This is a genomic window from Flavobacterium sp. 11 (assembly GCF_002754315.1).
Lineage (GTDB): Bacteria > Bacteroidota > Bacteroidia > Flavobacteriales > Flavobacteriaceae > Flavobacterium > Flavobacterium algoritolerans.
Window position 1 is genome coordinate 3,672,033 of sequence record NZ_PEFE01000001.1, and the last position, 26,253, is coordinate 3,698,285.

The 26,253-nt window shown below is 31.9% G+C and carries 26 protein-coding genes, 1 tRNA gene and 1 other RNA gene; 18 read left to right on the plus strand and 10 right to left on the minus strand.

Annotated features, from left to right (window positions below; translation table 11 throughout):
* The first annotated feature begins 92 nt into the window (after positions 1 to 92).
* The 4 genes from CLV00_RS15985 (at position 93) to rny (ending at position 2,457) form a co-directional block, all read left to right on the plus strand.
* Positions 93 to 383: a hypothetical protein gene (locus CLV00_RS15985; protein ID WP_099716104.1), complete on the plus strand. Its 291-nt coding sequence runs from the start codon at positions 93 to 95 to the stop codon at positions 381 to 383.
* A gap of 8 nt (positions 384 to 391) precedes the next feature.
* Positions 392 to 685 (plus strand): cell division protein ZapA, encoded by a 294-nt coding sequence (locus tag CLV00_RS15990; RefSeq protein WP_099716105.1) that lies wholly within the window; start codon positions 392 to 394, stop codon positions 683 to 685.
* Positions 686 to 736: 51 nt separating this feature from the next.
* Positions 737 to 843, plus strand: a non-coding RNA gene (gene ssrS / locus CLV00_RS15995) — 6S RNA.
* Positions 844 to 891: 48 nt separating this feature from the next.
* On the plus strand, positions 892 to 2,457 hold the full coding sequence (gene rny / locus CLV00_RS16000; protein ID WP_099716106.1) for a ribonuclease Y: 1,566 nt from the start codon (positions 892 to 894) through the stop codon (positions 2,455 to 2,457).
* A 107-nt stretch (positions 2,458 to 2,564) separates the two neighbouring features.
* Here rny and CLV00_RS16005 read toward each other — a convergent pair whose 3' ends face one another.
* The 4 genes from CLV00_RS16005 to CLV00_RS16020 form a co-directional block, all read right to left on the minus strand.
* A complete protein-coding gene (locus tag CLV00_RS16005; RefSeq protein ID WP_099716107.1) occupies positions 2,565 to 4,091 on the minus strand; it encodes a PAS domain-containing protein in 1,527 nt (508 codons plus the stop codon).
* Between the two features lie 186 nt (positions 4,092 to 4,277).
* Positions 4,278 to 5,174 carry a site-specific tyrosine recombinase XerD gene (xerD, locus tag CLV00_RS16010; RefSeq protein ID WP_099716108.1) on the minus strand — a complete coding sequence of 299 codons (897 nt, stop codon included), beginning with the start codon at positions 5,172 to 5,174 and terminating at the stop codon, positions 4,278 to 4,280.
* Positions 5,175 to 5,253: 79 nt separating this feature from the next.
* Entirely contained in the window at positions 5,254 to 5,871 is a 618-nt protein-coding gene (locus CLV00_RS16015; protein WP_099716385.1) for a porin family protein, read from the minus strand.
* A gap of 315 nt (positions 5,872 to 6,186) precedes the next feature.
* Positions 6,187 to 6,777: a porin family protein gene (locus CLV00_RS16020; RefSeq protein WP_099716109.1), complete on the minus strand. Its 591-nt coding sequence runs from the start codon at positions 6,775 to 6,777 to the stop codon at positions 6,187 to 6,189.
* 328 nt (positions 6,778 to 7,105) lie between these two features.
* On the opposite strand from CLV00_RS16020, the gene CLV00_RS16025 reads away from it, so the two are divergent.
* From CLV00_RS16025 to CLV00_RS16035, 3 genes are all read left to right on the plus strand, one after another.
* Positions 7,106 to 7,672 carry a porin family protein gene (locus CLV00_RS16025; protein ID WP_099716110.1) on the plus strand — a complete coding sequence of 189 codons (567 nt, stop codon included), beginning with the start codon at positions 7,106 to 7,108 and terminating at the stop codon, positions 7,670 to 7,672.
* A gap of 78 nt (positions 7,673 to 7,750) precedes the next feature.
* On the plus strand, positions 7,751 to 8,164 hold the full coding sequence (aroQ, locus tag CLV00_RS16030; RefSeq protein ID WP_099716111.1) for a type II 3-dehydroquinate dehydratase: 414 nt from the start codon (positions 7,751 to 7,753) through the stop codon (positions 8,162 to 8,164).
* Positions 8,165 to 8,261: 97 nt separating this feature from the next.
* Positions 8,262 to 10,748 (plus strand): DUF5686 and carboxypeptidase regulatory-like domain-containing protein, encoded by a 2,487-nt coding sequence (locus CLV00_RS16035; protein WP_099716112.1) that lies wholly within the window; start codon positions 8,262 to 8,264, stop codon positions 10,746 to 10,748.
* Between the two features lie 88 nt (positions 10,749 to 10,836).
* Here CLV00_RS16035 and CLV00_RS16040 read toward each other — a convergent pair whose 3' ends face one another.
* The 4 genes from CLV00_RS16040 to CLV00_RS16055 all read right to left on the minus strand — a co-directional run bounded on the left by CLV00_RS16040 (position 10,837) and on the right by CLV00_RS16055 (position 14,328).
* Positions 10,837 to 11,703 carry a cation diffusion facilitator family transporter gene (locus tag CLV00_RS16040; RefSeq protein ID WP_099716113.1) on the minus strand — a complete coding sequence of 289 codons (867 nt, stop codon included), beginning with the start codon at positions 11,701 to 11,703 and terminating at the stop codon, positions 10,837 to 10,839.
* Positions 11,704 to 11,818: 115 nt separating this feature from the next.
* Entirely contained in the window at positions 11,819 to 13,129 is a 1,311-nt protein-coding gene (murA, locus tag CLV00_RS16045; protein WP_099716114.1) for a UDP-N-acetylglucosamine 1-carboxyvinyltransferase, read from the minus strand.
* A 99-nt stretch (positions 13,130 to 13,228) separates the two neighbouring features.
* Positions 13,229 to 13,954, minus strand: coding sequence for a DUF4290 domain-containing protein (locus tag CLV00_RS16050; protein ID WP_099716386.1), 726 nt, complete (start codon positions 13,952 to 13,954; stop codon positions 13,229 to 13,231).
* Between the two features lie 89 nt (positions 13,955 to 14,043).
* Complete coding sequence (locus CLV00_RS16055) at positions 14,044 to 14,328, minus strand: DUF493 family protein (RefSeq protein WP_099716115.1); 285 nt, start codon at positions 14,326 to 14,328, stop codon at positions 14,044 to 14,046.
* A 147-nt stretch (positions 14,329 to 14,475) separates the two neighbouring features.
* Here CLV00_RS16055 and CLV00_RS16060 point away from each other — a divergent pair, with 147 nt between their 5' ends.
* The 5 genes from CLV00_RS16060 (at position 14,476) to CLV00_RS16080 (ending at position 19,048) form a co-directional block, all read left to right on the plus strand.
* Complete coding sequence (locus CLV00_RS16060) at positions 14,476 to 15,015, plus strand: AAA family ATPase (RefSeq protein WP_099716116.1); 540 nt, start codon at positions 14,476 to 14,478, stop codon at positions 15,013 to 15,015.
* Between the two features lie 58 nt (positions 15,016 to 15,073).
* Entirely contained in the window at positions 15,074 to 16,969 is a 1,896-nt protein-coding gene (locus CLV00_RS16065; protein WP_099716117.1) for an ATP-dependent DNA helicase RecQ, read from the plus strand.
* A complete protein-coding gene (fmt, locus tag CLV00_RS16070) occupies positions 16,969 to 17,916 on the plus strand; it encodes a methionyl-tRNA formyltransferase (protein WP_099716118.1) in 948 nt (315 codons plus the stop codon). The genes CLV00_RS16065 and fmt overlap by 1 nt, the downstream gene beginning before the upstream one ends.
* Before the next feature lie 179 nt (positions 17,917 to 18,095).
* Positions 18,096 to 18,368, plus strand: coding sequence for an HU family DNA-binding protein (locus CLV00_RS16075; RefSeq protein ID WP_073017033.1), 273 nt, complete (start codon positions 18,096 to 18,098; stop codon positions 18,366 to 18,368).
* Between the two features lie 119 nt (positions 18,369 to 18,487).
* The gene (locus CLV00_RS16080; protein ID WP_099716119.1) at positions 18,488 to 19,048 is read left to right on the plus strand and encodes a YqgE/AlgH family protein; all 561 of its coding nucleotides are present in this window, start codon (positions 18,488 to 18,490) and stop codon (positions 19,046 to 19,048) included.
* Here CLV00_RS16080 and CLV00_RS16085 read toward each other — a convergent pair.
* Positions 19,045 to 19,884 (minus strand): aminotransferase class IV, encoded by an 840-nt coding sequence (locus tag CLV00_RS16085; RefSeq protein WP_099716120.1) that lies wholly within the window; start codon positions 19,882 to 19,884, stop codon positions 19,045 to 19,047. The genes CLV00_RS16080 and CLV00_RS16085 overlap by 4 nt on opposite strands.
* Before the next feature lie 55 nt (positions 19,885 to 19,939).
* Entirely contained in the window at positions 19,940 to 20,332 is a 393-nt protein-coding gene (locus CLV00_RS16090) for an START-like domain-containing protein (protein ID WP_099716121.1), read from the minus strand.
* A 155-nt stretch (positions 20,333 to 20,487) separates the two neighbouring features.
* Between CLV00_RS16090 and CLV00_RS16095 the strand changes: the two genes are divergently transcribed.
* The 6 genes from CLV00_RS16095 (at position 20,488) to CLV00_RS16120 (ending at position 26,253) form a co-directional block, all read left to right on the plus strand.
* A tRNA-Met gene (locus CLV00_RS16095) sits at positions 20,488 to 20,564 on the plus strand.
* A gap of 51 nt (positions 20,565 to 20,615) precedes the next feature.
* Positions 20,616 to 21,974, plus strand: coding sequence for a site-specific integrase (locus CLV00_RS16100; RefSeq protein WP_099716122.1), 1,359 nt, complete (start codon positions 20,616 to 20,618; stop codon positions 21,972 to 21,974).
* 363 nt (positions 21,975 to 22,337) lie between these two features.
* Positions 22,338 to 22,958: an SH3 domain-containing protein gene (locus CLV00_RS16105; RefSeq protein WP_099716123.1), complete on the plus strand. Its 621-nt coding sequence runs from the start codon at positions 22,338 to 22,340 to the stop codon at positions 22,956 to 22,958.
* Positions 22,945 to 23,508 (plus strand): hypothetical protein, encoded by a 564-nt coding sequence (locus CLV00_RS16110; RefSeq protein WP_099716124.1) that lies wholly within the window; start codon positions 22,945 to 22,947, stop codon positions 23,506 to 23,508. The genes CLV00_RS16105 and CLV00_RS16110 overlap by 14 nt, the downstream gene beginning before the upstream one ends.
* A complete protein-coding gene (locus tag CLV00_RS16115) occupies positions 23,505 to 24,749 on the plus strand; it encodes a DUF4407 domain-containing protein (protein WP_099716125.1) in 1,245 nt (414 codons plus the stop codon). The genes CLV00_RS16110 and CLV00_RS16115 overlap by 4 nt, the downstream gene beginning before the upstream one ends.
* Positions 24,733 to 26,253, plus strand: coding sequence for a DUF4407 domain-containing protein (locus CLV00_RS16120; RefSeq protein ID WP_099716126.1), 1,521 nt, complete (start codon positions 24,733 to 24,735; stop codon positions 26,251 to 26,253). Before CLV00_RS16115 ends, CLV00_RS16120 begins: the two co-directional genes overlap by 17 nt.

Consider the following 26,253-nt stretch of genomic DNA (forward strand, 5'->3'; position numbering starts at 1 on the left):
TTAATTAATTTAATGCAAAAAAAATAATAAAATATTGCAAAATTAAAAAGGAATACTAACTTTGTATGATTATGTAATGAATAAGATATATAATGAGTGCAATTGCAGAAATTATTGATACTCTTGAAAGTAAGATTGAAAAACTTTTCACAAAAATGAAAGGTTTGGAGAAAAATAATCAAGATTTGAAAAACGAATTAACAAAAACTGCATCCATAATACAAACTCAGTCACAAGAGATTGAAGCGCTAAAAACGCAGTATGAAACACTCAAAGTAGCAAATACATTACTAGGCAGTGACGATAATAAAAGAGATACGAAGCTTAAAATAAATTCATTAATTCGCGAAATTGATTACTGTATAGCACAGCTATCAGATTAATAAAAGATATGGACGAAAAGCTTAAAATTAAAATATCAATCGCAGACAGAGTTTACCCGTTAACGGTTGATTTCTCTCAGGAAGAAGGCCTTAGAAGCGCTTCTAAAAAAATTGATACGATGATCAAGCAATTTGAAGAAAATTATGCTGTTCGTGACAAGCAAGATGTATTAGCCATGTGTGCTTTACAATTTGCCTCACAAACGGAACAAAAACAAATTGATAATGCGATAGATGGAGAAGCAACCATCGAAAGAATTAAAAAAATCAATGCGATTTTAGATCAATATCTCGACAAATAAACGTTCTTTACAAAAACTAAGATACTGCCTACATTAGTTCATATTTGGTAAACTCAACACTAACAATTTAGAATGAGCAAATCATCGTTACTATAGCAAGCCAATTCAGTTTGGAAGCTTGAACAACGAGTTAGCTCAAAACTTGTCTTTTCGAGTTTATACAAGCAATCTAATGTAGGCTTTTTTATATATAAATTTTAACAAACATGGACAACATATTAACGATTATTATTTCAGGAATTATAGGTATTGCGGGAGGTTTTGGGATCGCCAAATTGATTGAAAAAAGCAATATTTCAAACTTAATTAAAAACGCAAAAAAAGAAGCAGCATCCATATTAAAAGATGCAAATCTGGAAGCTGAAAACATAAAAAAAGATAAAATTCTTCAAGCAAAAGAAAAGTTTATTGAATTAAAATCAGAGCACGAACAGGTCATTTTATCTCGTGATAAAAAAGTTGCAGAAATAGAAAAAAGAGTTCGTGACAAAGAATCTCAAGTTTCTAATGAATTATCAAAAGCTAAAAAAGTAAATGATGATTTCGAATCTAAAACTTTAGAATACACCACTAAAATTGAAAACCTAGATAAGAAACAATCTGAAGTTGACAAATTGCATAAAAGTCAATTGCAACAATTAGAAGTTATCTCCGGTTTATCTGCTGAAGAAGCTAAAGATCAATTAGTAGAAGGATTGAAAGCGGAAGCAAAAAGCAAAGCAATGTCTCATATTCAAGATACTATTGAAGAGGCAAAATTGACTGCACAACAAGAAGCTAAAAAAATCATCATCAATACCATTCAAAGAGTTGGTACAGAAGAAGCAGTAGAAAACTGTGTTTCGGTATTTAACATTGAATCTGACGACGTAAAAGGTAGAATCATTGGTCGTGAAGGTAGAAATATCCGTGCACTGGAAGCTGCGACTGGAGTAGAAATCATTGTAGATGATACACCAGAAGCGATTATCCTTTCTTGTTTTGATCCTGTACGTAGAGAAATTGCACGTTTGGCTTTACATAAATTAGTAACTGACGGAAGAATTCACCCTGCTCGTATTGAAGAAGTAGTTGCAAAAACTGCTAAACAAATTGACGATGAAATTATAGAAGTTGGTAAACGTACCGTTATCGATTTAGGAATTCACGGCTTACATCCTGAATTGATTAAAGTGGTAGGACGTATGAAATACCGTTCTTCTTACGGACAGAATTTATTACAACACTCCCGAGAAGTTTCTAAACTTTGTGGAATCATGGCAGCTGAACTTGGTCTAAACGTAAAACTGGCTAAAAGAGCTGGTTTATTACACGATATTGGTAAAGTACCAGATGCCGAAAGTGATTTACCACACGCATTATTAGGAATGCAATGGGCGGAGAAATATGGTGAAAAAGAAGAGGTTTGTAACGCTATTGGAGCACACCACGATGAGATAGAAATGAAATCATTATTATCGCCAATTATTCAGGTTTGTGATGCAATCTCAGGCGCAAGACCAGGAGCGAGAAGACAAGTATTGGATTCTTATATTCAACGTCTAAAAGATCTTGAAGAAGTAGCTTACGGATTCAGCGGTGTAAAAAACGCTTATGCAATTCAAGCTGGTAGAGAACTTCGAGTAATTGTGGAAAGCGAAAAAGTTTCTGATGAAAACGCGGCTAACTTATCTTTTGATATCTCTCAAAAAATCCAAACAGAGATGACGTATCCTGGACAAGTTAAAGTAACTGTAATTCGTGAAACAAGAGCCGTGAATATTGCCAAATAATTTATTTAAATTTACATATAAAAAAACTTCTCATCGCTGAGAAGTTTTTTTTTGCATGCTATTTAATTACTTTAAAAGACACTTTGTTATCTATCGAAACCAATTAACTAATCATTCAAACTGTCGTGAAAAACGATTTTAAAAGTAGTTCCTACTCCTACTTCACTTTCAACCGAAACAGTCCCTTTCATCGATTCTATTTGATTCTTCGTGATATGCAATCCTAATCCCCTAGCTTCTTCATGCTTGTGAAATGTTTTGTACATACCAAAAAGAGAATCTCCATATTTCTTCAAATCGATGCCTAATCCATTATCTGAAATCGATAAGGTCTTTTTACCATTTTCCAATGAGAACGAGTATTTTATCTCCACTGGTTTATTAGAATTCGAATATTTTATGGCATTTGTTGTAAAATTCAACAAAACACTTTCTAAGTAAGCCGGATTAAAATCGACAAAAACACCTTCAGGAATCTCATTTATGATGGTAACTTGATTGTAATTTTTTAAATTTTTGATTAAATCTAAAGTCTTATTTAAATAAAAATTCAAGTCTAATGATTTAATCGGAATGTTCGAATTACTTTGTATTAGCACCAATTGAGTCAAATTAGCAATTGTTTCGTTTAAATCATTCGAAACAGTGCGCAAATGAGCCAACATTTCTTTGTTACTCTCTAAATTATCATCCTCATCTATAATGTCTAATAGTGATTTAATATTTCCTGCTTGTGTATTTAAATTATGGGATACAATATGTGAAAAATTCAATAGTCGGCTATTTTGCTGACTAAACAATTCCATTGTTCGCACTAATTCTAGCTCTTTTTCTTTTTGCGAAGAAATATCAGTATGCGTGCCAATAACTCGTAATGGCTTCCCATCTTCATCACGCTCAATTACTTTTCCTCTGTCTAAAATCCATTTGTATTTCCCGCTGGAGGTTAAAACACGGTGGTAATTTTCATAAAAAGGTATTTTATTATCAAAATGATCATGGATTTCAGAGTAATATTTTTCTAAATCATCCGGATGCACAATTTCGTCCCAACGTTCCGGATTATCAAAAATATCCAAAGACTCTTGCTCCAGGATTTTCATCGATTGTGAGGAATAAAAAACTTTATTGGTCGTTAAATCCCAATCCCATACTCCTGCTGTAGAAGCTTCAAGAGCAAATTTAAATCGTTCTTCAGAAATTTTAAGCTTGATTTCCTGTTCTTTTAAGTCCGTTACATCTGAAATTCTTCCATAAAAAGCAATATTCCCATCAGGATATAATTCTGGTTTTGATGAAACTTTAAGCCATCTCAATCCCTTTTCAGGTAATAAAACCCGAAACTCAAAATCCCATCTTGTAATATTCCTTTTTGCATTTACCAATGACTGAAAAAAAGACAATCGGTCAGCTTCAAATATTCTATTATAGATTACGTATTTGTCACTGTCAACAAAATGATTTGAAGACAGCTCAAAAAAATCGTTTACCGATTTACTCACTAAAGGAAACAAATAGGTATTGTCAGGAGCAATCACAAATTCAAAAATTAAATCTGGAATCTCATTAAATAATTTACTGTAAAAATCATTTACCTCTTGGCAATTTCCGTTTTGGGGAAAATCAAAAACCATATTCTTTTATAACATTTAATAGGTGAACAATTTAGATTATATTTTTTATTTAACAGGCAAATTAACAATAAAATCCCACCAATTTGATGAGATTATAAACTGAATTTTCAGAAATTTAATTTTAGGCTTAATCCGTAAACCTTTTCTTTCTTAAACAATTCTAAATTTTAAATTATTAACAAAATGTTATTTTCTAGGATGAAATGAATTTAGAACTTGTGTCAGAAACGTTCTGTCAAGATGTACATATATTTCTGTAGTTGTTATCGATTCATGCCCAAGCATCAATTGTATAGAGCGCAAATCAGCCCCGTTTTCTAAAAGATGAGTAGCAAAAGAATGTCGTAAAGTATGCGGACTTATCGTTTTATTCAAATCTATTTTGACCGCTAAGTTTTTAATGATAGTAAAAATCATAGCCCTTGTTAACTGTTTCCCTCTTCTGTTTAAAAAGAGCGTATCCTCAAAACCTTTTTGAATAGTGATATGAGTTCTAATGGTATTCCTGTAAATTTGAATGTACTTCTGCGTCAAATCACTTATGGGCACAAAACGCTGTTTATTTCCTTTACCCGTTATTTTAACAAAACCTTCCTCAAAAAATAAATCCGAAATTTTCAAAGAAACTAATTCGGAAACCCGCAATCCACATCCATAAAGTGTTTCGAGCATGGCGCGATTGCGTTCGCCTTCGTTAGTGGTTAAGTCAATCGCAAAAATAAGACTATCAATCTCATCTACGGATAAAGTGTCCGGGAGTTTCCTGCCAGTTTTAGGAGTTTCAATAAGTTCTAATGGATTATCTACCCGATAATCTTCAAATATCAAATAACTAAAAAAACTTTTAAGACCCGATATGATTCTGGCTTGTGAACGTGGATTGACTTCCTTAGCAACACTATAAATAAATTGCTGAACCGTTTCTTCTCCAATTTTAATCGGTGAAACAACAATTTCATTTTTAGTCAAAAAAAGACACAACCGTTCAATATCGAAAGAATAATTATCTATAGTATTCTTAGACAAACCGCGTTCGATTTTCAAGTATGACTGATAGCTTTTGATACAGGAAATCCAATTCATAGTTACAAAGTAAAGCTTTTTTGAGCATAAAAAAAGCCTCCCAAATTGAGAGGCTTAAAATTATATATTTTTTAAAATATTAAAATTTGTATCCTAATGAAATTGACAACACACTGTTATTCAGTTTAGAGTCATCACCAGATTCTGTTTTTGCGTTATTAGATAAACCTAAATTATATCTTAAGCCAGCTGAGATATTATCTGTAAAGTCATATCCTGCACCAAAATTAAGTCCAAAATCTACCGATTCGAAACTATCTTTAACATCTTCTTCTCCCTCATTTCCATTTACCTCAGCTACTGTTTTTGCAGCTACTAAAAACCCAACTTGTGGTCCGATTTCTAGATTAAATTTTTCAGCAGCATAATATTTTAACATCAAAGGCACATTTATATAAGACAAATTAATCTTGGCTTCAGCTAAATAAACAGCATTATCAAATTCAAATTCAAACTCATCAATTTTTGTTCCTTGCATCGAATACAAAGCTTCTGGTTGAAATGTAAGTTTATCTGATAATTTAACCGCTACAAAAGCTCCAACATTAAATCCTGGCTTTAATTTTAGATCCAGACCATCAGTATCACCCGTAAATGTAGAAAGATTTAATCCTCCTTTAAGCCCAAATTTTGCTTCTTGTGCATTTGCGAATCCAAATACAAATACTGCTACTGCAGTTAAAATAATTTTTTTCATTTGATTGTTTTTTTCAACAAACATAAGAAAAACCTCAGAATAAGTACTTTTTTTCTATAATAAAAAGTAAAAACTCATTGTAAGTTTATTTTGAGATATTTAATCAATTTTAATTAAATATATGAATTTCAATAATTTAATATCACTTCTCTCACGGAATTTAGTGAGTTTATTTTTTAAAACAATCCAATTAAATTTAACAATATAAAACTTATAAAAAAAATAGATAGAAAGTTCATTTGAAGAAAATATCGATTTAATTACATAAAAAAACCTCCCAAATTGGGAGGTTTAGAATATAACTTTTTTAAAATATTAAAATTTGTAACCTACTGAAATTTGAAAAACAGAATTTTTAGATTCATCTTCTCCGGGGAAAATTTCATCTTGCAAACGTGTCAAGCCTAAACTATAACGCACACCAATCATAAAGTTTGGCGTAATATCATATCCTGCACCAAAATTCAAACTTACATCGGTTGATTTAAGCTCGTCCTTAACGTCCTCAGATTCTCCACCGGATTTAGCCTTGGCTGATACTAAAAATCCTATTTGAGGACCTAATTCAAGACTAAAAGCATCCGCTACATAATATTTAGCCATAACAGGAATAGTAATGTAATCTAATTTCAAATCTCCACTTATCCCCTCAAACTCTAATTCCGTTCCTTGCGCAGAGTACAAAACTTCAGGTTGAATCGCGAATTTATTACTAATCATAAATTCTCCAAAAAAACCAACATGAAATCCTACTAAAGATTTAGTATTTACTCCATCTACATCAGCATTAGTAATTGTGGAGATATTCAAACCTCCTTTAACCCCAAATGCCATATCTGCTTTTTCTTGAGCATTCACAAAACCAAAAGTGAACACCATAACTACCATTAAAATAATTTTTTTCATGATTCATCATTTAAAATTAATACTACCAAAGTTAAAAAAATCAAATAGGAGAAGGCTTATTTGAAAGAAAAACTCGTTGAGTATCAAATAAATCAGATTAAAAACAGTAAAAAATATATTTTATAACTATCTGACTGTCATTATTTTATATTTTTAATAAATTTAAAAACATAAAAAACAAGTAAAAACAGAGCACTTAAAATTGCTTTTGTAATTTATTGGACTAATTTTTGCAAGAATTGGTTTTAAGAAAAATTAGACAATAATACTTAAACAAAATAGTTTTAAGTAAAAGTCCCAATTCAATTATTAATATAAAAAACAAATTATGAAGAGAATAATTTTAGTAGCAGTAGTACTTCTTGCCGCGTCTGTAGACATGCAAGCTCAATTGGTCAAGTTTGGAATTAAAGCTGGTTTAAACTATGCCAATCAAACTGGAAGCGAAGTGACAATCAATTCGACAAATTACAATTCAACAGATGCTATCACCAGTTATCATGCTGGACTAGTAGCCGAGATTAAGTTAACCGATGGTTTTTCAGTTCAGCCTGAATTATTGTACTCTACTCAAGGTGCAACCTATAAGAATGCTGCTGAAGAATTCAAAAATGAATTAGGTTACCTGTCTATTCCTGTTTTAGCAAAATTTCATTTGAATAAAACAGTCAGTCTTGATCTTGGACCACAAGCATCCTTTTTATTGAGCGAAAGAAATGATTTTGATATAGAAAACGCAGAAACTTTTGAGTTTGGTGTAGCAGGAGGATTAGGATTTAATATCACTAAAAACTTCTTTTTACAAGGTCGTTATGTACTAGGATTAACTGAAGCGTCAAAAGAGGCTGAAGTTAAAAACTCTGTGGTACAAATATCAGCTGGATTTACGTTCTAATTCCAATAAAAAAATTAAATTTATCAAAACCGTTCTTTAAATTAGAACGGTTTTTTTATTTTTACCAAAACTGGAATTATGAAAATTAGTATCATCAACGGACCAAATCTCAATCTTTTAGGAAAACGCGAACCAGAAGTTTATGGCAGCTTAACTTTTGAAGAATATTTTACGACTTTACAAATAAAATTTCCAACAATAGAATTCTCTTATTTTCAAAGTAATATTGAAGGAGAATTAATTGATAAAATTCAGGAATTTGGTTTCACCTACGATGGTATTATTCTAAATGCTGGCGCTTATACCCACACTTCCATTGGCATTGGTGACGCCATTAAAGCTATCACAACTCCAGTTGTTGAAGTCCATATTTCGAATACATTTTCACGTGAAAGTTTCAGACATCAGTCCTACATTTCTGGAAATGCAAAAGGAGTAATCTTAGGTTTTGGTTTAAAAAGTTATGAATTGGCTATCCAATCTTTCGTGTAAGTCACATTTTAGAATAAAAATATTCTTATAAATGTTTAACAAATAATTAATAGCCTCTTTTTAAACTTCTTATATTTTTGTGAAAGAAAAAACTTTCATGAGAAAATACTACCTACTTCTAATTTCATTGGTATCGCTTACCAACCATGCACAAATAAAAGGAACTGTTTCTGACGAAAAAGGGAATCCCCTACCTTTTGTGACTATTTTTCAAGAAGAAACCTATAATGGGACTACCTCAAATGAAGTAGGAAAATATGAACTCAACTTGAAGAAAGCGGAAAAGCAAACAGTAGTATTTCAATTTTTAGGTTTTAAAACGCAAAGAATAACAATTCAGACGGATAAATTACCCTATTCATTTGACGTTAAGATGATTGAAGAAAGTTATTCTTTGAACGAAGTGGTAATCAACACTAAAATAAATCCTGCAATTGCTATCATAAAAAATGCGATTGCCAGTAAAAAAGAAAATACTGAAAAAACAGCACTTTTCAATGCTGATTTTTACTCCAGAGGAATTTTCAAACTAAAAAATGCCCCTAAAAAAATATTTGGTCAAAAAATTGGCGATCTGAATGGTTCTTTGGATTCTACAGGAACGGGAATTATTTCATTGTCTGAAACTTTTTCTAAAATTACTTTTGAGAAACCCAATAATTTAAGAGAAGTCGTAACTGCCTCCAAAGTAAGCGGAAGAGATAACGGCTACAGTTACAATACGGCCAGATCTTCGTTTTATGACTTCTATGACAATACGATTGACTTTGGGGTTAATATGATTTCTCCAATCGCAAATAATGCCTTCAATTATTATAAATATAAACTGGAGAGCACTTTTTATGATGACAATAATCAAATGATTAATAAAATAAAAGTTACTGCAAAACGTGACAGCGAACCTGTTTTTGAAGGTTACATTTATATTGTTGAAGATTCTTGGGCGATATATGCCGTTGACTTGGATATTAAAGGTTACCGAATGAAAGAAGAATTTGTAGATGTAATGACCTTAAAACAAAACTTCAGTTACAACAAAAGCAACAAAATATGGGCAAAAAATACCCAAAGTCTCGATATTACAGCCGGAGCCTTTGGAATAAAATTCGATGGGAAATATACCTATGTCTACAGTAATTATGAATTTGTAAACTCATTTGCTAAAAAAACGTTTACAAATCAAATTACAAGTGTCGAAATAAATTCAAATAAAAAAGATTCTATTTTTTGGAATAGCAACAGACCCATTCCTTTATCAATTGAAGAGAGTAATGATTATATTCGAAAAGACAGTATTTATAAGGTTCGAAATTCTAAAAAATATTTAGATTCTATTGATGCAAAAGGGAATAAATTCAAACTGCTGAAAATCTTAACGGGTTATACTTATAGAAACAGTTCAGAGAAAAATTCCTTTAGTTATGAAGGATTGCTAAATCTGGGTTCTCTAAGTTTCAATACTGTACAAGGATATAATTTTGATTCTGGATTTAGATACACCAACTGGAAAAATCAGGAAAATAAAGGGATGTACACTTCCATCAGTACAAAACTCAATTATGGTTTTGCTGAAGATCGTTTGCGTATAACAGGACAATTTATCCATCGGTTCAACAACCAGAATTATGCCACTTTATACTTAACCGGAGGAAATACAGTGAAACAATTTAATGCAGAACAACCCATTAGTGCTACTATAAATTCGATAAGTTCATTAGCATTTAAGAACAATTTCATGAAGTTGTATAATCTGGAATCGGCAGCAATTGGGTACAGCCAGGATATTGCAAATGGAGTGAACCTAAATGGAAAAATAGAATACCAACAACGCAAACCATTATTCAACAACACTGATTTCTCATTTTTTAACAAGGACGATTTATATACTTCGAATAATCCTTTGGCTCCGGGTGATTTCACAACTCCAGCTTTTGAAAAACATCATTTGATGAAAGCGAATCTAAATGCAAGAATAAATTTTGGAAATAAATATTCTTCCCGTCCAGACGGAAAATATAATATTAGAAATGAAAAATATCCTACACTATTTTTAGGGTATGAAAAAGGCTTTGCTGCCAATGAAAAAAAATATGAATTTGACCATGTAAATGCACGATTAACTTATGATTTAAAATTAGAAAATAAAGGAACTCTAGGAATGAATTTAAAAGCCGGGAAATTCCTGAATGCAGAAAATATCTCCTTTGTAGATTACAAACATTTCAATGGAAATCAAACACACATAGGCCAGACAGAACGCTACTTGAATGTTTTTAACTTATTGCCTTATTATTCTAACAGTACAAATGACCGTTATTTTGAAGCACATGCAGAATACAATGACGAAGGATATTTTATGAATAAAATTCCGTTGTTGAATAAATTAAAATCAACATTAATTCTGGGTGCTCATACACTTTCTACACCAAATATTAAGCCTTACACTGAGTTCACGGTAGGTTTAAATAATTTAGGATTTGGAAAATTTAAGATGCTAAGAGTTGACTATGTACGTTCCTACCAAAATGGATTTCAAGGTGACGGAGTAGTTTTTGGACTTAAATTTTTAAATATTTTAGAGTAAAACTTCCACAAGAAAAAAAGACACAAGAAGATTATTTCTTGTGCCTTTTTTTTGTCTTATAAATTTCAAAATGAATTAAATTATAAAATTAATTCGGTTCTACATGAATTAAAACATGACCTAATTCCGGAATTTCCTCCCGCAACGTATCTTTCAGTTTATGTGCTAAGTCATGCCCTTCTTTTACCGTAATATTCGAATCTACAATTGCATGCAAATCTACGTGATATTGCATTCCTGCTTTTCTAATAAAACACTTTTCGGTATCTATTATTCCGTCTACTTGAAGTGAAACTATTCTAATTTGCTCAATCAAATCATCGTATAAATGTTCATCCATGATTTCGCCCAAAGCAGGTCTAAAAATAAGATAACTGTTATAAAGAATAAATCCTGAAGCAAAAAGTGCTGCCCAATCATCGGCTGATTCGTATCCATTTCCTAAAATCAAAGCAATTGAAATCCCAAGAAATGCCGCTACCGATGTTATTGCATCGCTACGATGGTGCCAAGCATCAGCTCTTAATGAGGAACTATTTGTTTGAATACTTCTTTTCATCACTACTCGAAAGGAATACTCTTTCCAAATAATTATTGCTCCAAGAACGATTAATGTCCATGGTTTTGGCAATTCATGTGGCGTACCAATATTGATGATACTTTCATAAGCGATGATGGTAGCTGAAGTGATTAAGAAACCAACAACTAAAAAAGTGATTAAAGGCTCTGCCCTTCCATGTCCGTAAGGATGATTTTTATCTGCAGGTTTATTCGAATATTTTATTCCAAATAAAACTAAAAATGAAGCAAAAATATCCGTGGTAGATTCAATTGCGTCCGCTATTAAAGCATACGAATTTCCAAAAAAACCTGCCAGCCCTTTAATAATGGCCAAAGATGTATTTCCAATAATACTAAAATAAGTGGCCTTTATCGCTGTTTGTTCCGTTGACATGCTCTTTTTCTAAAGATGAATTAAAATTAAAAACGTTTAAGTAAACCGTATTGAATGGTTAGATTCAAATCCTATTTGGTTTACTTAAACGATATTTTGTAATTATTTATTTGATTTATGCACGTACAATATTAGCTCCAATAGCTCTCAATCGTTCGTCAATGCGCTCGTACCCTCTGTCAATTTGTTCAATATTCTGAATGGTACTCGTTCCTTTTGCTGAAAGCGCTGCAATTAACAATGAGATTCCCGCACGAATATCTGGTGAAGACATTGTGGTGGCTTTCAATTGTGATTTGAAATCGTGCCCCATAACAACGGCACGATGTGGATCACACAACATAATTTTAGCCCCCATATCGATTAATTTATCCACAAAGAACAATCTGCTTTCAAACATTTTTTGATGAATCAATACATCACCTCTCGCTTGAGTCGCAACTACAAGAACAATACTCAATAAATCCGGAGTAAATCCAGGCCAAGGAGCATCTGCAATTGTTAAAATAGAACCATCAATATCTGTTTTTACTTCATATCCATCTACGTGAGCAGGAATGTAAATATCATCTCCTTTACGCTCCAGGGTAATTCCAAGTTTTCTAAAAGTATTAGGAATTACTCCTAAATTATCCCAACTTACATCTTTTATCGTGATTTCTGATTTTGTCATTGCAGCAAGACCAATCCAACTTCCTATTTCAATCATATCAGGAAGAATTCTATGCTCACAACCACCTAAACTTTCAACACCTTCAATAGTCAATAAGTTAGACCCAACGCCTGTAATTTTAGCTCCCATGGAGTTTAACATCTTACACAATTGTTGTAAATAAGGTTCACAAGCAGCATTATAAACTGTTGTTTTTCCTTTGGCCAAAACGGCAGCCATAACAATATTTGCTGTTCCGGTAACTGAAGCTTCGTCCAATAACATATCGGCACCTTTCAATCCTTTAGGCGCTTCTACACCATAAAAATGATCTTCTCTATTGTAACGGAATTTTGCTCCAAGATTTATAAATCCTTCAAAGTGAGTATCTAATCTTCTACGTCCAATTTTATCACCACCTGGTTTTGGAATATATCCTTTTCCAAATCTTGCCAAAAGTGGTCCAACAATCATAATCGATCCACGAAGAGAACCGCCTTCTTTCTTGAATGCTTCGGTTTCTAAATACTGAATATTCACTTCATCAGCTTGAAAAGTATACGAGCCAGATCCTGTTTTTTGGATTTTAACTCCTAAGTTTCCTAAAAGTGTAATTAGTTTATTGATGTCAATAATATCAGGAATATTATTAATAATCACTTTTTCAGGGGTTAAAAGAACAGCACATAAAATTTGTAATGCTTCATTTTTGGCTCCTTGTGGCGTGATTTCTCCTTTAAGACTAATGCCGCCTTCTATTTTAAAAATTCCCATATTTTTTTACAATTATGAATTATGAATGAATAAACTATGAATTGATAAACTACGGTTTTTTAAACTCATAACTTATAATTGATACCTTATAACTAAATTTTACAACGGTTTTCTATTTTGATTTTTGTGAATCGGATTTGGTTTTCCAGTTTTTGTATTCTTATTACTTTGAATTTTTGGAGGACCAGCCGGTGAGATTTTATTAGAAACTCGCTTATTGGTTCGCAATAAATCAGTGGTATTAAGAAGCTCTTCGGTACTTTGAAGCAAATTCAATTTACCGCCTGACAATTCATATAAATGTTCGAAAATAACATCATCCTTAACAGTGTCTTTGTTCCAACTCAAATAGGATTTTTTCATGTGATTAGCAATAACTTTCACTAAAGCACTTTTCATTTCACCATCTTCCCATTTATTGGCTACATCAATCATGTATTTTATGTTGTTGCCATAGTATCTGTATTTTGGAAAATTCTGAGGATAACTTAACACATCCGGTTTCAATTGTAATACTTCACGGGATGGAATTGGATATGGAGAATCAGCCACTAATTTAAAATCAGACATAATAAAAATCTGATCCCACAACTTGTGCTGAAAATCAGGAACATCACGCAAATGTGGATTCAAACTTCCCATAACCTGAATAATGTATTTTGCCGCTTTATTGCGTTCTACATCATCTTCAATTTTGGTCGCTTGATCAATTAGTTTTTGCAAATGGCGTCCATATTCTGGAATAATCAAATGCGATCTTTCCGCATTATATTCCAAATGATGCACCACATCGTTCGAGTTTTCTTTAATATATTTTGAATTCATATTCGAATGTATATTTTTTAATCTTACATGCTCTTTTTCGAAGATTTGCAATCATTCGATTGTATATGCATCAAAATTTAGTTTTATATCTAAAGAGAAATAATTCCCTTAATGGTAGAAACTTCTAGGTATTTATCTACTATTTCTTGTGAATCTTTCATGGTTACGTCAACAGATATACTGGTAAACTTACCCGTCTTAGATTTTGTCGTTTTTATGACCGCTCCCATACAATCAAAAGCCAGTTGAACACGTTCGATATTGTCCTCTTCAGTTGGCACAATAAACTTAAACAAGTATTCTGCAGGCCATGTATTGCTCATGTCCAACTCTACTTTTAATCTATCATAAAATTCTTGAGTGTTCTTATCCATTTTTCATTTAAAAATAAAGGCAAATATACTGTTTCAAACGTAAATTATGAATTTTGAATTATGATTTTTTACCTAATATTATTTTAACCGCAATCATTTTTTCAAATCCCAATAAGTTTAAGTAAATTTGCCCCTTATTTTTTAAAGGTGCAGAAAGAAATCATAGTTATCATTGGCGGTCCAGGAACAGGTAAAACAACTATCATCGATGGATTGATAGCCAAAGGACATTGTTGTTATCCCGAAATTTCACGGGAAGTAACTTTGGAAGCAAAAAAACAAGGAATTGAGCAATTATTCCTCGAAAAACCACTCTTATTCAGTGAATTACTCCTTGAAGGAAGAAAAAAACAATTTCATAATGCTTCCAAAGAGCCACATGAAATCGTTTTTATTGACCGAGGAATTCCAGATGTTTTGGCTTACATGCATTACATTGGCGATAGCTATCCTGCGTCTTTTGACATCGCTTGTCGCGAACATACGTACTCAAAAATCTTCATTCTTCCGCCTTGGGAAGAAATTTACATTAGCGATCATGAACGTTATGAAAACTTCGAACAAGCTAAACTTATTTATAATCACCTTACTGAAACATATCAAAGTTACGGTTACGAACTCATAGAAGTTCCTAAAAATACTCTGGATAACAGAATTCTTTTTATCTTAGATGAAATTTCTAAATAATTTTCGAGTTTAGAAGTTACAATTTGGGATTTTTTCTACGAATTGAAATCTGTAATCTATGCAAGAAGCGTTAGCTATTCTTCAAAAATATTGGAAACACGACAAATTCAGGTCGCTGCAAAAGGAAATTATTGATTCCGTTTTAAGTGGTCAAGACACCTTTGCATTGATGCCAACCGGAGGAGGAAAATCTATATGTTTCCAGATTCCGGCAATGATGAACGAGGGAATTTGCCTGGTAATTTCGCCATTAGTAGCGCTGATGAAAGATCAAGTTGCTAATTTGCAAAAGCGAAATATCAAAGCCATTGCATTAACTGGTGGCATCAGATCCGAAGAAATGATTGATTTGCTGGACAATTGCCAATTCGGTAATTATAAATTCCTCTATTTATCCCCGGAACGCTTACAGTCCGATTGGATTTTGGACCGAATAAAAAGCCTTCCCATAAACTTAATTACCATTGATGAAGCGCATTGCGTATCACAATGGGGACATGATTTCCGACCTGCTTATTTGAAGATTTCGGCATTAAAAAAACATTTCCCAAAAGTACCTTTCCTTGCATTAACGGCTACTGCAACTCCAAAAGTCAAAGAAGATATCATCACTGAACTTGGATTGCATGATGTACACGTTTTTGAGAAATCATTTGCAAGAGAAAATATTGCCTACATGGTTTTTGAAGTAGAAGACAAACTTTTCAGAATAGAACAAATCCTGAAGAAAAATCCAGAATCATCTATCATTTATGTTCGAAACAGAAAATCGTGTCTGGACATTTCGGCACAACTGAATTCGTTAGGATTTAAAGCAACGTATTATCACGGCGGACTTTCGTCCAAAGAAAAAGATAAAAACATGCAATCATGGATGAATGAAGACGTTCAGGTTATTGTGGCCACCAACGCCTTCGGGATGGGAATTGACAAAGCCAATGTAAAAACCGTAATCCACATTCAATTACCCGAAAATTTAGAAAATTATTACCAAGAAGCGGGACGCGCCGGAAGAAATGGAGAAAAAGCCTATGCCGTTTTACTAACAAGCCCTTCGGATATAATTCAGGCTGAAAACCAATTTATAAATATTCTTCCAGATAAAAAGTTCTTGAATCTCATGTATGTCAAACTCTGCAATTATTTTCAGATAGCTTACGGAGAAGGAATCAACGAGCAGTTTACATTCAATTTGAATCATTTTTGTTTAAAATATGAATTCCCCACATTGAAAACATACAATGCAATGCAATTTCTGGACAGACAAGGAATTATCAATTTGTCTCAAGAGTTTTCTGAAAAAATTACATTACAATTTCTTATTCCTTCCAAAGAAGTGATTCGGTATATGAGTTTGAATCCGAATGACGAAGAAATTATTTTGGCAATATTGCGAACCTATCCCGGGATTTATGAAATGCAAACCGCTTTCAACTTACAATTGATTGCCAAAAAATCAAATCATAAGGAAGCTGAAATACAAGCGGTCTTAAATAAATTGAAAGGAAAAGAAATTATTGAGTACCATTCGAAAAATAATGATTCCACATTAATTTTTAATGAAGTTAGGGAAGATGAAAGAACTATCAGCCGGGTTTCAAAATATTTAGAAAATCAAAATCAACTAAAGAAAGAACAACTTCAATCCGTTCTGAATTATATTACCGAAAAAAAGGTTTGTAAGAACAAGCTAATCTTGAATTATTTTGGAGAAAAAACGGATGTTGATTGTGGAATTTGTTCCTTTTGCATTACCAAGAAAAACAAGAAAAAAGACAACACGTCACTTTCTGCAGCAATCATAGCTTTATTACAGTCCGAAGATTTAAATTCGAGAGACATACAAAACAGAACTAAAAATAACCCTGACGAAGTTATCTTTGCACTTCAGAATTTATTAGAAAATAACACAATTTTGGTTAAACCAAATAATAAATATACTTTAAAATCATAATGGAAAAATTACGAATTGTTTTTATGGGAACGCCCGAATTTGCAGTGGGAATATTAGATACCATACTCAAAAACAACTACGAAGTTGTGGGTGTCATAACTGCCGCAGACAAACCTGCCGGTCGTGGACAAAAATTAAAATATTCAGCAGTAAAAGAATATGCGCTGGCTAATAATCTTATTTTATTACAGCCAGTAAATCTTAAAGACGAAACTTTTTTATCGGAATTGAAATCGTTGAATGCTAATTTACAAATCGTAGTTGCCTTTAGAATGTTACCAAAAGTAGTTTGGGAAATGCCAGCGTTAGGCACTTTCAATCTTCATGCCTCACTCCTACCGAATTATCGCGGAGCAGCGCCAATAAACTGGGCAATAATAAATGGAGAGACAAAAACGGGTGTGACTACTTTTTTTATTGATGACAAAATTGATACCGGTGCAATGATTTTAAGTGCCGAAACACCTATCAATGAAACCGAAAATGCAGGTCAATTGCATGACCGATTAATGGATCTTGGAAGCAAGACTGTTATTGATACTTTGGAGATGATTGAAAAAGGCAATGTATCCACAATTATTCAAAAAGACACTGCCGATATTAAAACGGCTTACAAACTTAATAAAGAGAATTGCAAAATTGACTGGACAAAACCAGCTTTAGAAATCAACAATTTAATTCGAGGTTTGAGTCCATATCCAGCAGCTTGGTGTTTCATTCAGGACAAAAATGAAGAATGGAATGTAAAAATATACGAAGCTAAAATTGTTTTAGAAGATCATAATTACAGCATTGGAAGTTTGATTTGTACCAAAAAAGAAATGAAGATTGCGGTAGAAAATGGATTTATTCAAGTGCTAAGTTTGCAGTTTCCAGGCAAAAAGAAGATGAATACGGCAGAATTACTTAATGGAATTGCATTTTCAGCTGAAGCAAAGGCTCATTAACATCAATAAAAACGGGCGTTTAATTGGTTTTAGTAAGAAATAACTTTCCAATTATTAACAAAAGAAATAAGTTATTAACAAAATAAACTAAAATCAAGCAAAACACTTGCAAGGAACGTATTTCCTACTAAATTTGTGTATTAACAATTTTTTTAACCAACAATTAATAACTAATTATTATGAACAAATCAGAATTAATCGATGCTATCGCTGCTGATGCAGGAATTACTAAAGCTGCAGCAAAATTGGCTTTAGAGTCGTTTTTAGGTAATGTAGGCGGAACTTTGAAAAAAGGTGGAAGAGTATCTTTAGTAGGTTTCGGATCATGGTCTGTTTCTGCTAGAGCTGCAAGAGACGGTAGAAATCCTCAAACAGGAAAAACTATTCAAATCGCTGCTAAAAATGTAGTAAAATTTAAAGCAGGTGCAGAATTAGAAGGTGCGGTAAACTAATTTTAGTTCCCCCAATATAATCAAAACCTTCCATCTGGAAGGTTTTTTTATGCGTTTCAACGATTTTATTTTGCATTATTATAATAAAAAACTTAAATTTAATAAAAAAACACATTCCGATGATTACAGATAAACTAAAGAAAGGATATTTGCTTATAGCAGAGCCTACGATAATTGGGGATCTATCATTCAACAGATCGGTGATTTTATTAGCTGATTACAACGAAGAAGGATCAGTTGGTTTTATAATTAACAAACCCTTGAAATATACTATACATGATTTAATTCCGGATATAGACGCGCGATTTAAGATTTATAATGGCGGTCCGGTAGAACAAGACAACCTCTATTTTATACATAACATTCCAGAATTGATTCCCAATAGCATCGAAATCTCTAATGGAATATACTGGGGAGGTGATTTTGAATCGACAAAGGAATTAATCAACAAAGGAGCCATTAACAACGATAACATCCGATTCTTTCTAGGTTATACAGGTTGGAATGAAAACCAACTAGAAAATGAAATGGAAAGTCATTCCTGGATTATTACCGCGAATAGCTACGAGAATAAAATAATTGGAAAATCAGCTACTCATTTCTGGAAAGAGCAAATCATGGAATTGGGAGGAGAATATATTATCTGGTCCAATACCCCTGAAAATCCATACTTAAATTAAATTGTACTGATCATTTCATTAAGTTTCGCTAACAATTCAACAGATACATTCGTACTGAATGCTTTTTTTCGGTATTGTGTTATCGGTTGAATTCCTTTTATGACATTTGTAATAAATAATTCATCTGCTTTTTGAAGGTCAAATGGTGAGATTACTTCCTCTACAACTTCTAAATTTCCTAGTTTTTTAGCCAAACTTAGAATTTGTTTTCTCATAACACCATTTAAGCATCCTTCAGAAACCGGAGGTGTAACTAATTTGCTACCCAATAGCATGAAGATATTACCCTGTAAAGCTTCTACAACATTTTTACTATCGTTCAACAGCAAACAATTATCTAGACCATTTTCATTTGCAAAAATGCTTCCTGTTATGTTTATAATTTTATTGGTTGTTTTAATAGACGAAAGCAATTGTTTTGTAATGTAAAAATCCTTGTATAAATCAACTTCATATTGCTTTTTTTCAATTGAATACAACGTATTTTCAAGCGCTATTGAATGAATAAGAAAAGATACCGAATTATTTTGCGGCAAATAATATCCACCGTCATTTCTATAAACGGTAATTCGAGCACGAGAAGAATTTAGCACTTGATTTTTTGCGACTAAAGAAAGTATTTGTTCTTCAAGGTATTCCATGGTGAAATTCATCGGAATTTCCATCCTAACAACACGCATTGAAGACATTAACCTAAAATAATGATCCTCGAGAAAAAGGATTTTATTGTTTACTATTTTAACCGTTTCAAAAACGGCATCGCCATATAAAAAAGCTCGGTTTTGTGTCAATATATTAGCATCCTCAGATACAATAGTTCCATTAAAATTAATCATAAAAAAAGCCCTAAATTTTATTCAGGGCAAATATAAGTTATAAAATACTATTTTACTATACGGAACCTATTAGATGTTTAAGGTCTGAGATTTGATTTTCCCACAATAATGTAGCCTCGTCAACCTCATCTTTCTCTGCAAAATCGACTACCATCAAAGAAACGTCTTTGGTAAGTTCATCCACTAAAATATGCAACTCAAAAAAGTATTCCGTGTCTTTACTATTCTCATCAACCCATTTGAATTTTACTTTTTCACCTGTTTTCTTTGAAGCAAGTCTAGCTTTCTCTTGGGAATCATTCCAAATGAAGGTAAAAAACTCACCACGAGAATTCACATTATCAGCAAACCATTCAGATAAACCTGACGGAGTCGATATATATTGATACAATAATTGAGGCGAAGAATTTATGGGAAACTCGATTTCGTAACGTACTTTTTGATCCATGAGCTACATTTATTTTTTTCGAAATATATAGAATATAACTCCGAAAAAAAAGCGTTTTTAAAAATATTTTTTTTTATTAAAAATATGCTTGCAAGCATTAATTTTATTTTTATATTTGCACCCGCATTCAGGGATGGTTATCCACCCGGAATCATGGCGAGATAGCTCAGTCGGTTAGAGCGCAGGATTCATAACCCTGAGGTCCCGAGTTCAAATCTCGGTCTCGCTACCAAGGTAATTTTCTTTAAACAAGCGGTTTAGTGTACACTAAACCGCTTTTTTTATGTCTAGTATTTTATTACTTTTACAAAGAGTACACCAAAACGTACACCAAACAGTACACACTTTGACCCCAAAAAAATATTCAGAGCCTAGAATTTATACCGGAGGAGTTGACATTACTTTATGGAATAAACTATCAAAAGAAGAGCAAAACACTGCACTCTCAAAGGATTGGTACATCTATTATAAATTTATTGATGAGACAACTGGCAAACTAAAACGCATGCCAAACATAAAAGGCGGTGCTAATCGTTTTAAAACCAAAAAAGAAAGACTCATTATATTCAATCAATTAAGAGACTCTTTGGAATATCTTTTAGAGAAAGGCTTAAATCCTTATACCGATCCCGATTTAACCTTACTTGAAGACGACAAACCTACTAGCACCACAAAACCTATTATAGTTATTCCACAAACCGCTGTTGAAACCGTAGCTATTATTGAACCTGTCGTCAAAATATCAGACGAACCCGTTTTGTCAATTAAAGAAGCTTTTGAATACGCATTAAAAATCAAGAAAAAATCACTTAATGATGTCTCTTATATAAATTATGAGGGAAGAATCAATCGATTTAAAAAATATTTGGATGAAAACGAACCCATAACATCTATTACAAGAAAAATTACGAATCAATACCTAAATGAGATTTTAGAAAATTCGAGTCCAAGAAACCGCAATAATTCAAGAATTGATTTAAGTTCCTTGTTTGAAGTTTTGACTAACGATGAAATAATCCCAGAAAACTTCATTAAGAAAATAAATATTCTAAAGGCTAAACCGGAACGTAATAAAACTTACACCCCAAAAATGCAAGAGGATATTTATTCCTATCTTGAATCAAATGACCCTATACTATTATTATTCATAAAATTCATTTGTTACAATTTTTTACGTCCTGTTGAGGTTTGCCGTTTAAAAGTGGGTGATATAGATATTATTGACAAAAAACTATATGTAAGAGCTAAGAATAAGGCAATAAAAATTAAAATCATACCTGAAATTCTGCTAAAAGACTTACCCGATTTATCAAAATTAAATAAAGACCATTTTTTATTCACTCCTTATGAAATTGGGGCGGAATGGATCGCCACAGAAAACAATCGAAGAGATAATTTTTCAAAAAAATTTAAAACAGTCGTTAAAGATCATTTCAAATTAGGTGCCGATTATGGCATGTATAGCTTTAGACATACGTTTATCACTAAGTTATATCGAGAACTACGCAAGAGCTACTCCCCTTTTGAAACCAAAAGTAGGCTGATGCTTATAACAGGGCATTCTACTATGACTGCACTAGAACAATATTTAAGAGATATAGACGCTGAATTACCAGAAGACTATTCTCATATGTTAGTATAAAGAAAGATACCTATATTTTTAAAGAATGACTCCTTATTCCCGTTAACGTGATAAAAAATCACGTTAACGGGATTTTATTATCACACTGTTAATGGCTTAAATTATAGGAATAATTATTTAATATCACGTTAAACCACGTTAACGTGACAAAAAAATCACGTCAACGTGATAAAAATTTCACGTTAACGTGATTTGGATAAAAAAGCTCACTTTTTTATACTAAATGACAAATCAATATCACTAAAAGTAGGTATTGTAAAATCATTTGGAACCATGTTTATTTACATTATGACCGTCACAGCAATATATCTTGAACTAAAATAAATAGAGAGAAGGTTTGAATAAGATATTTATTTTCTTCAAATGAGGAAAACCGTAAAGAAAGAATTGTTTTTGGATGTAGGTTTGGAAAAGTTTAAAAGTCAACCAAGCAATTATAATTTGATTATGAAAAAAAAGGTACTGTTATTATTTCTTATTTTAATTTCAAATGTGATTTACAGCCAGTCTTACCTTGGCACAATTACTAAGCAAGTAAATTTTAGAGCAGGATCCAGCAGTTCTGATAAGATAATTAGCTCCTTAAAACCCCAGACACAAATCTTTATTATCTCACTTGAAACAGATAATGACTACTACAATATCATTGATATAAATACTGATAAAGAAGGATATGTGCATAAATCATATGTGAAAGTTGGGAAAATAGTTAATAAAAGTAATGAAAGTGTTTTTTCACCAATCGGTCAATCGTCTAATTATGAATCCGAAGTGAAAATTTTTAATAACACCCGAAAAACGTTAACATTAAAGATGAACACGGAACTATATTATTTCAGTGCATATGAAACTAAAAATATATCCTTAAATCCTGGTGAATATGACTTTAGAGCTTCAGCTCCTGGTGTCATACCCTACATAGGAACTGAAAATCTAAATAGTAATCAAGGGTATTCTTGGCAGTTTTATATTGTTTCCAGATAAATTATTAATTAATAAATCTAAAGATTTGGTTTCTCACTATTTCACACTGGTATTCAAAAAACTGCAATTTATTTTAATAATTGTAGGACGTTTTTTAAAAATTCTTTTTCGTAAGAGTAAAGAAATAGAATTACTCTACCTTAACTACTCCACAGAATATATTTTTGATAATAGCCTAATCATAATAAACTATAGATTTAGAAATGGATTATGGTATCGATTTGGAAAACACAAAACATTAGAAAAAGAAATCAAGATTTTTAATCTTAAAAATTTTGATACTGAATTTGATCTTGTTGTGTATGGCTTTTTTCAAAGGAAAGTCTTCAAACTGAAATTTGAACCGCAACTGACCATAAATACACAACGTTTTAAAACTAGTTTGTCAAATCTTTCATTAGAAATAGTAGAAAAAACTATTCCTGCTCTAATACAACCAAATTTATTCAGTAACATACGAAAACCATCTCTAGTAGCTTCAAAAATTAAAGTAACAAACAAACCAATTATAATTAACAATAATACCTATAACCAAAACGAATTTATATGACACGAGATTACTATCAATTACCAAAATCAAGTTCAGTTATGCGATTTCTATGGAAATGTGCGGGTGGCGACCGTTATCTTTTAGAAAGAGCAACATATTCTGATCAGATTAAATATATGTGTTTAGGCGGAATAGTATTTGCAACGGGAGCTTTGGCAGGAATTGCAGGTGGATATGCTTTCTATACTATTTTCGAGCCAAGAGGTTCTGCTATTGAAAACCCAATTGATATGCAAACTGTTTTTACAGCAATCTTTTTTGGAATTATCTGGGGATTAATGATATTTAATATTGACCGATTTATTGTTACCAGTACTGGGAAAGGTGATGGCACTGAAGCCATAACGATGGGAGAATTAAAAAGTGCTTTACCACGTATCCTAATGGGAATGATTATAGCAATGACCATATCAAAACCGGTTGAAATTAGGATGTTTAAAACTGAAATTGATATTAAACTTCGTGAAAAGCAATTAGAGCAACAAGCTGAATATCAAAAAAAGGTAGACAAAACGTATTCTGACCGAGAAAAACTTTTAACGGCTGATTTCGGAAAAATAGCTGAAGAACGAAATTCTTTAAATGTTAGAATTAAAGTGGCCGAACAGGCATATACAGACAATTTAATGGGGAAAGCTGTAGGCATTGTTGGTGGTAATGGACCATTATCAAAAGCTTTAAAATCTCAATTAGATGATTTAACAAACCAGCTAGCCGTTTTTGATAGTCAAAATGGGAAAGACCTTAAAGAACTAAATAAACGAAAGGAAGCTTTAAGGATAGAAAAAGAAATTGCAAGAGCGGATAATACTAAAATTGCTAACGGTCTTGATGGTTTATTGGAAAGAATAAAAATAGCACACGAAGTTGCTGGTTTCTGGATATCCTTGTTTATCACATTACTTTTTATGGCAATTGAGTTAACACCAATCTTTTTCAAACTGATGTTAACAAAGACTACTTATGACTATTTAGCAGAAAACAGAGATGAACTCATTAAAGCAGAATATGGAATTGAAGTAAAATATGATTATTACAAGGACAAGCAAGGAGTAGAAAAGCACCTCACTGTAAACCATGAAGCAGAAAGATTAATTTTTGAAAAAATTGAAGTCACAAAGATTCAGAAGGAGCTTACCGAATATGCAGTTCAAAAATACAAAGAAAGAGAGATGAAAAAAATTGATGAGAACTTGGAGGAATATATAAAAACCATTAAGACGGATGAACAAAGCAGTTAACGAAATACGGCTTTTTCTTTTTACATGTTCAGGAGAAGATAATTATATATTGAAAAAATGTAGCGCTAAAATCCAAACAAGATTTGCTCTCATTGGTTTTTTTGTATTATTAATTTTTTCCGGATGTCTTTTCAGTGCTACTTGTTTTGCCTATTCTTTATTTGAGGGGGCAAAATGGGCAAGCCTTCCCATAGGAATAATCTGGGGGGCTGTGGTTGTGAATATGTATTTACTATTACTACATACTATTTCTCCTGCTATAATTCCGTTATCTACCAAAAGTAAAAACGGTTTTCAAAAAAGTGAAAAAACAATTAATATCCCATCTTTATCTATGTTTTTAAGATTGGGTTTTATGGCACTGTTAGCTATAATAATTGCACAGCCATTAAACGTTTTTATGATTTCTTCAACAGTAGAAAGTAGTATTGAAAAACACAAAATAGTTGAAAGAGTTAAGTTATATGCATTAACGAATAAAGAGTTAATTAAAAACGAACTTCTTAATCAAAAAGAGTTTAACCAAAAAATACTAGACAGGTTGAATGAAGATTTGGCAAGTACAACCAAAGCTCAAATAGCTATTATTAATAGTAAAATTGAAAGAGACAATCAATTCATAATAATCACTTCAAAGAAATTAAAGCATCTCAATACAATTGATTCGGATTTATTTTTAACCGATAAGGCTGAGTTAGAAAAAAAGAAGCTTCTAAACCAGCTTGATAATTTATTAAATGATGAATTAGCTTCAGATGCTGATTTTATTGCTACTATCAACTCAACATCAATTGACGGTAGTTTAAAAGAGGACTACATTACTTATAAGAACAATTTAATAAATCTGATTACGGAGAAGACAGACAACTACAATGCATTAAACGATTTACTAAATAAAAGTAATTTTTATATCAAAACAATTCAGTTATTACTGATTGAAAACCCTGTTTCATGGTTCATCACTATCTTGGTTTGTTTAACTTTTTTATTACCCATTTATTTCAAATATAAAGTTCGGGATTTATCTACTAGCTTATTTTATAAAAACCCAAATAATCAATCTGATATTAAACAATTAAGAGAAGAACTCATTCATACAAAAGATTATAAATGGTTAGAAAATAAAATAAAGTCAATCAATATTGGAAGTATAAATACCTCCGATTATTATTTTCAGAGAATGCTTATAGAGCATAAAATAATTCTGGAGGAATATGATGAGACAAAAAGTAAATTTTCGGAAATATTGACATCAAATATTAAAAAATATAACAAAACATCATCCGATAGATTATCTCATCTACAAGAAAAACTTAAAAAAGTTAGTCTTAACAAATATAATACTATCTCTCAACGAATTTCAGATGAATACAAAAATGAGTTAATGATTAAGTACGAGTATTGGCTTGATTCCCCATTCAGAACAAAAAGAAAAAACACACCTACATCTATTTCTAATAACGAAGAAAGTTTATTAGATTTTATTTATAACCAAGAATTATAA

What these genes read in the sequence shown, in the direction of transcription:
- CLV00_RS15985 (WP_099716104.1), top strand. Translation starts at nt 93, where the DNA reads ATGAGTGCAATTGCAGAAATTATTGATACTCTTGAAAGTAAGATTGAA.
- CLV00_RS15990 (WP_099716105.1), top strand. Translation starts at nt 392, where the DNA reads ATGGACGAAAAGCTTAAAATTAAAATATCAATCGCAGACAGAGTTTAC.
- fmt (WP_099716118.1), top strand. Translation starts at nt 16,969, where the DNA reads ATGGAAAAATTACGAATTGTTTTTATGGGAACGCCCGAATTTGCAGTG.
- CLV00_RS16035 (WP_099716112.1), top strand. Translation starts at nt 8,262, where the DNA reads ATGAGAAAATACTACCTACTTCTAATTTCATTGGTATCGCTTACCAAC.
- xerD (WP_099716108.1), bottom strand. Translation starts at nt 5,174, where the DNA reads ATGAATTGGATTTCCTGTATCAAAAGCTATCAGTCATACTTGAAAATC.
- CLV00_RS16065 (WP_099716117.1), top strand. Translation starts at nt 15,074, where the DNA reads ATGCAAGAAGCGTTAGCTATTCTTCAAAAATATTGGAAACACGACAAA.
- CLV00_RS16040 (WP_099716113.1), bottom strand. Translation starts at nt 11,703, where the DNA reads ATGTCAACGGAACAAACAGCGATAAAGGCCACTTATTTTAGTATTATT.
- CLV00_RS16005 (WP_099716107.1), bottom strand. Translation starts at nt 4,091, where the DNA reads ATGGTTTTTGATTTTCCCCAAAACGGAAATTGCCAAGAGGTAAATGAT.
- CLV00_RS16050 (WP_099716386.1), bottom strand. Translation starts at nt 13,954, where the DNA reads ATGAATTCAAAATATATTAAAGAAAACTCGAACGATGTGGTGCATCAT.
- CLV00_RS16015 (WP_099716385.1), bottom strand. Translation starts at nt 5,871, where the DNA reads ATGAAAAAAATTATTTTAACTGCAGTAGCAGTATTTGTATTTGGATTC.
- CLV00_RS16020 (WP_099716109.1), bottom strand. Translation starts at nt 6,777, where the DNA reads ATGAAAAAAATTATTTTAATGGTAGTTATGGTGTTCACTTTTGGTTTT.
- CLV00_RS16100 (WP_099716122.1), top strand. Translation starts at nt 20,616, where the DNA reads ATGTCTAGTATTTTATTACTTTTACAAAGAGTACACCAAAACGTACAC.
- CLV00_RS16085 (WP_099716120.1), bottom strand. Translation starts at nt 19,884, where the DNA reads ATGATTAATTTTAATGGAACTATTGTATCTGAGGATGCTAATATATTG.
- CLV00_RS16105 (WP_099716123.1), top strand. Translation starts at nt 22,338, where the DNA reads ATGAGGAAAACCGTAAAGAAAGAATTGTTTTTGGATGTAGGTTTGGAA.
- CLV00_RS16025 (WP_099716110.1), top strand. Translation starts at nt 7,106, where the DNA reads ATGAAGAGAATAATTTTAGTAGCAGTAGTACTTCTTGCCGCGTCTGTA.
- CLV00_RS16075 (WP_073017033.1), top strand. Translation starts at nt 18,096, where the DNA reads ATGAACAAATCAGAATTAATCGATGCTATCGCTGCTGATGCAGGAATT.
- CLV00_RS16080 (WP_099716119.1), top strand. Translation starts at nt 18,488, where the DNA reads ATGATTACAGATAAACTAAAGAAAGGATATTTGCTTATAGCAGAGCCT.
- CLV00_RS16115 (WP_099716125.1), top strand. Translation starts at nt 23,505, where the DNA reads ATGACACGAGATTACTATCAATTACCAAAATCAAGTTCAGTTATGCGA.
- CLV00_RS16055 (WP_099716115.1), bottom strand. Translation starts at nt 14,328, where the DNA reads ATGGATAAGAACACTCAAGAATTTTATGATAGATTAAAAGTAGAGTTG.
- murA (WP_099716114.1), bottom strand. Translation starts at nt 13,129, where the DNA reads ATGGGAATTTTTAAAATAGAAGGCGGCATTAGTCTTAAAGGAGAAATC.
- CLV00_RS16120 (WP_099716126.1), top strand. Translation starts at nt 24,733, where the DNA reads ATGAACAAAGCAGTTAACGAAATACGGCTTTTTCTTTTTACATGTTCA.
- rny (WP_099716106.1), top strand. Translation starts at nt 892, where the DNA reads ATGGACAACATATTAACGATTATTATTTCAGGAATTATAGGTATTGCG.
- CLV00_RS16090 (WP_099716121.1), bottom strand. Translation starts at nt 20,332, where the DNA reads ATGGATCAAAAAGTACGTTACGAAATCGAGTTTCCCATAAATTCTTCG.
- aroQ (WP_099716111.1), top strand. Translation starts at nt 7,751, where the DNA reads ATGAAAATTAGTATCATCAACGGACCAAATCTCAATCTTTTAGGAAAA.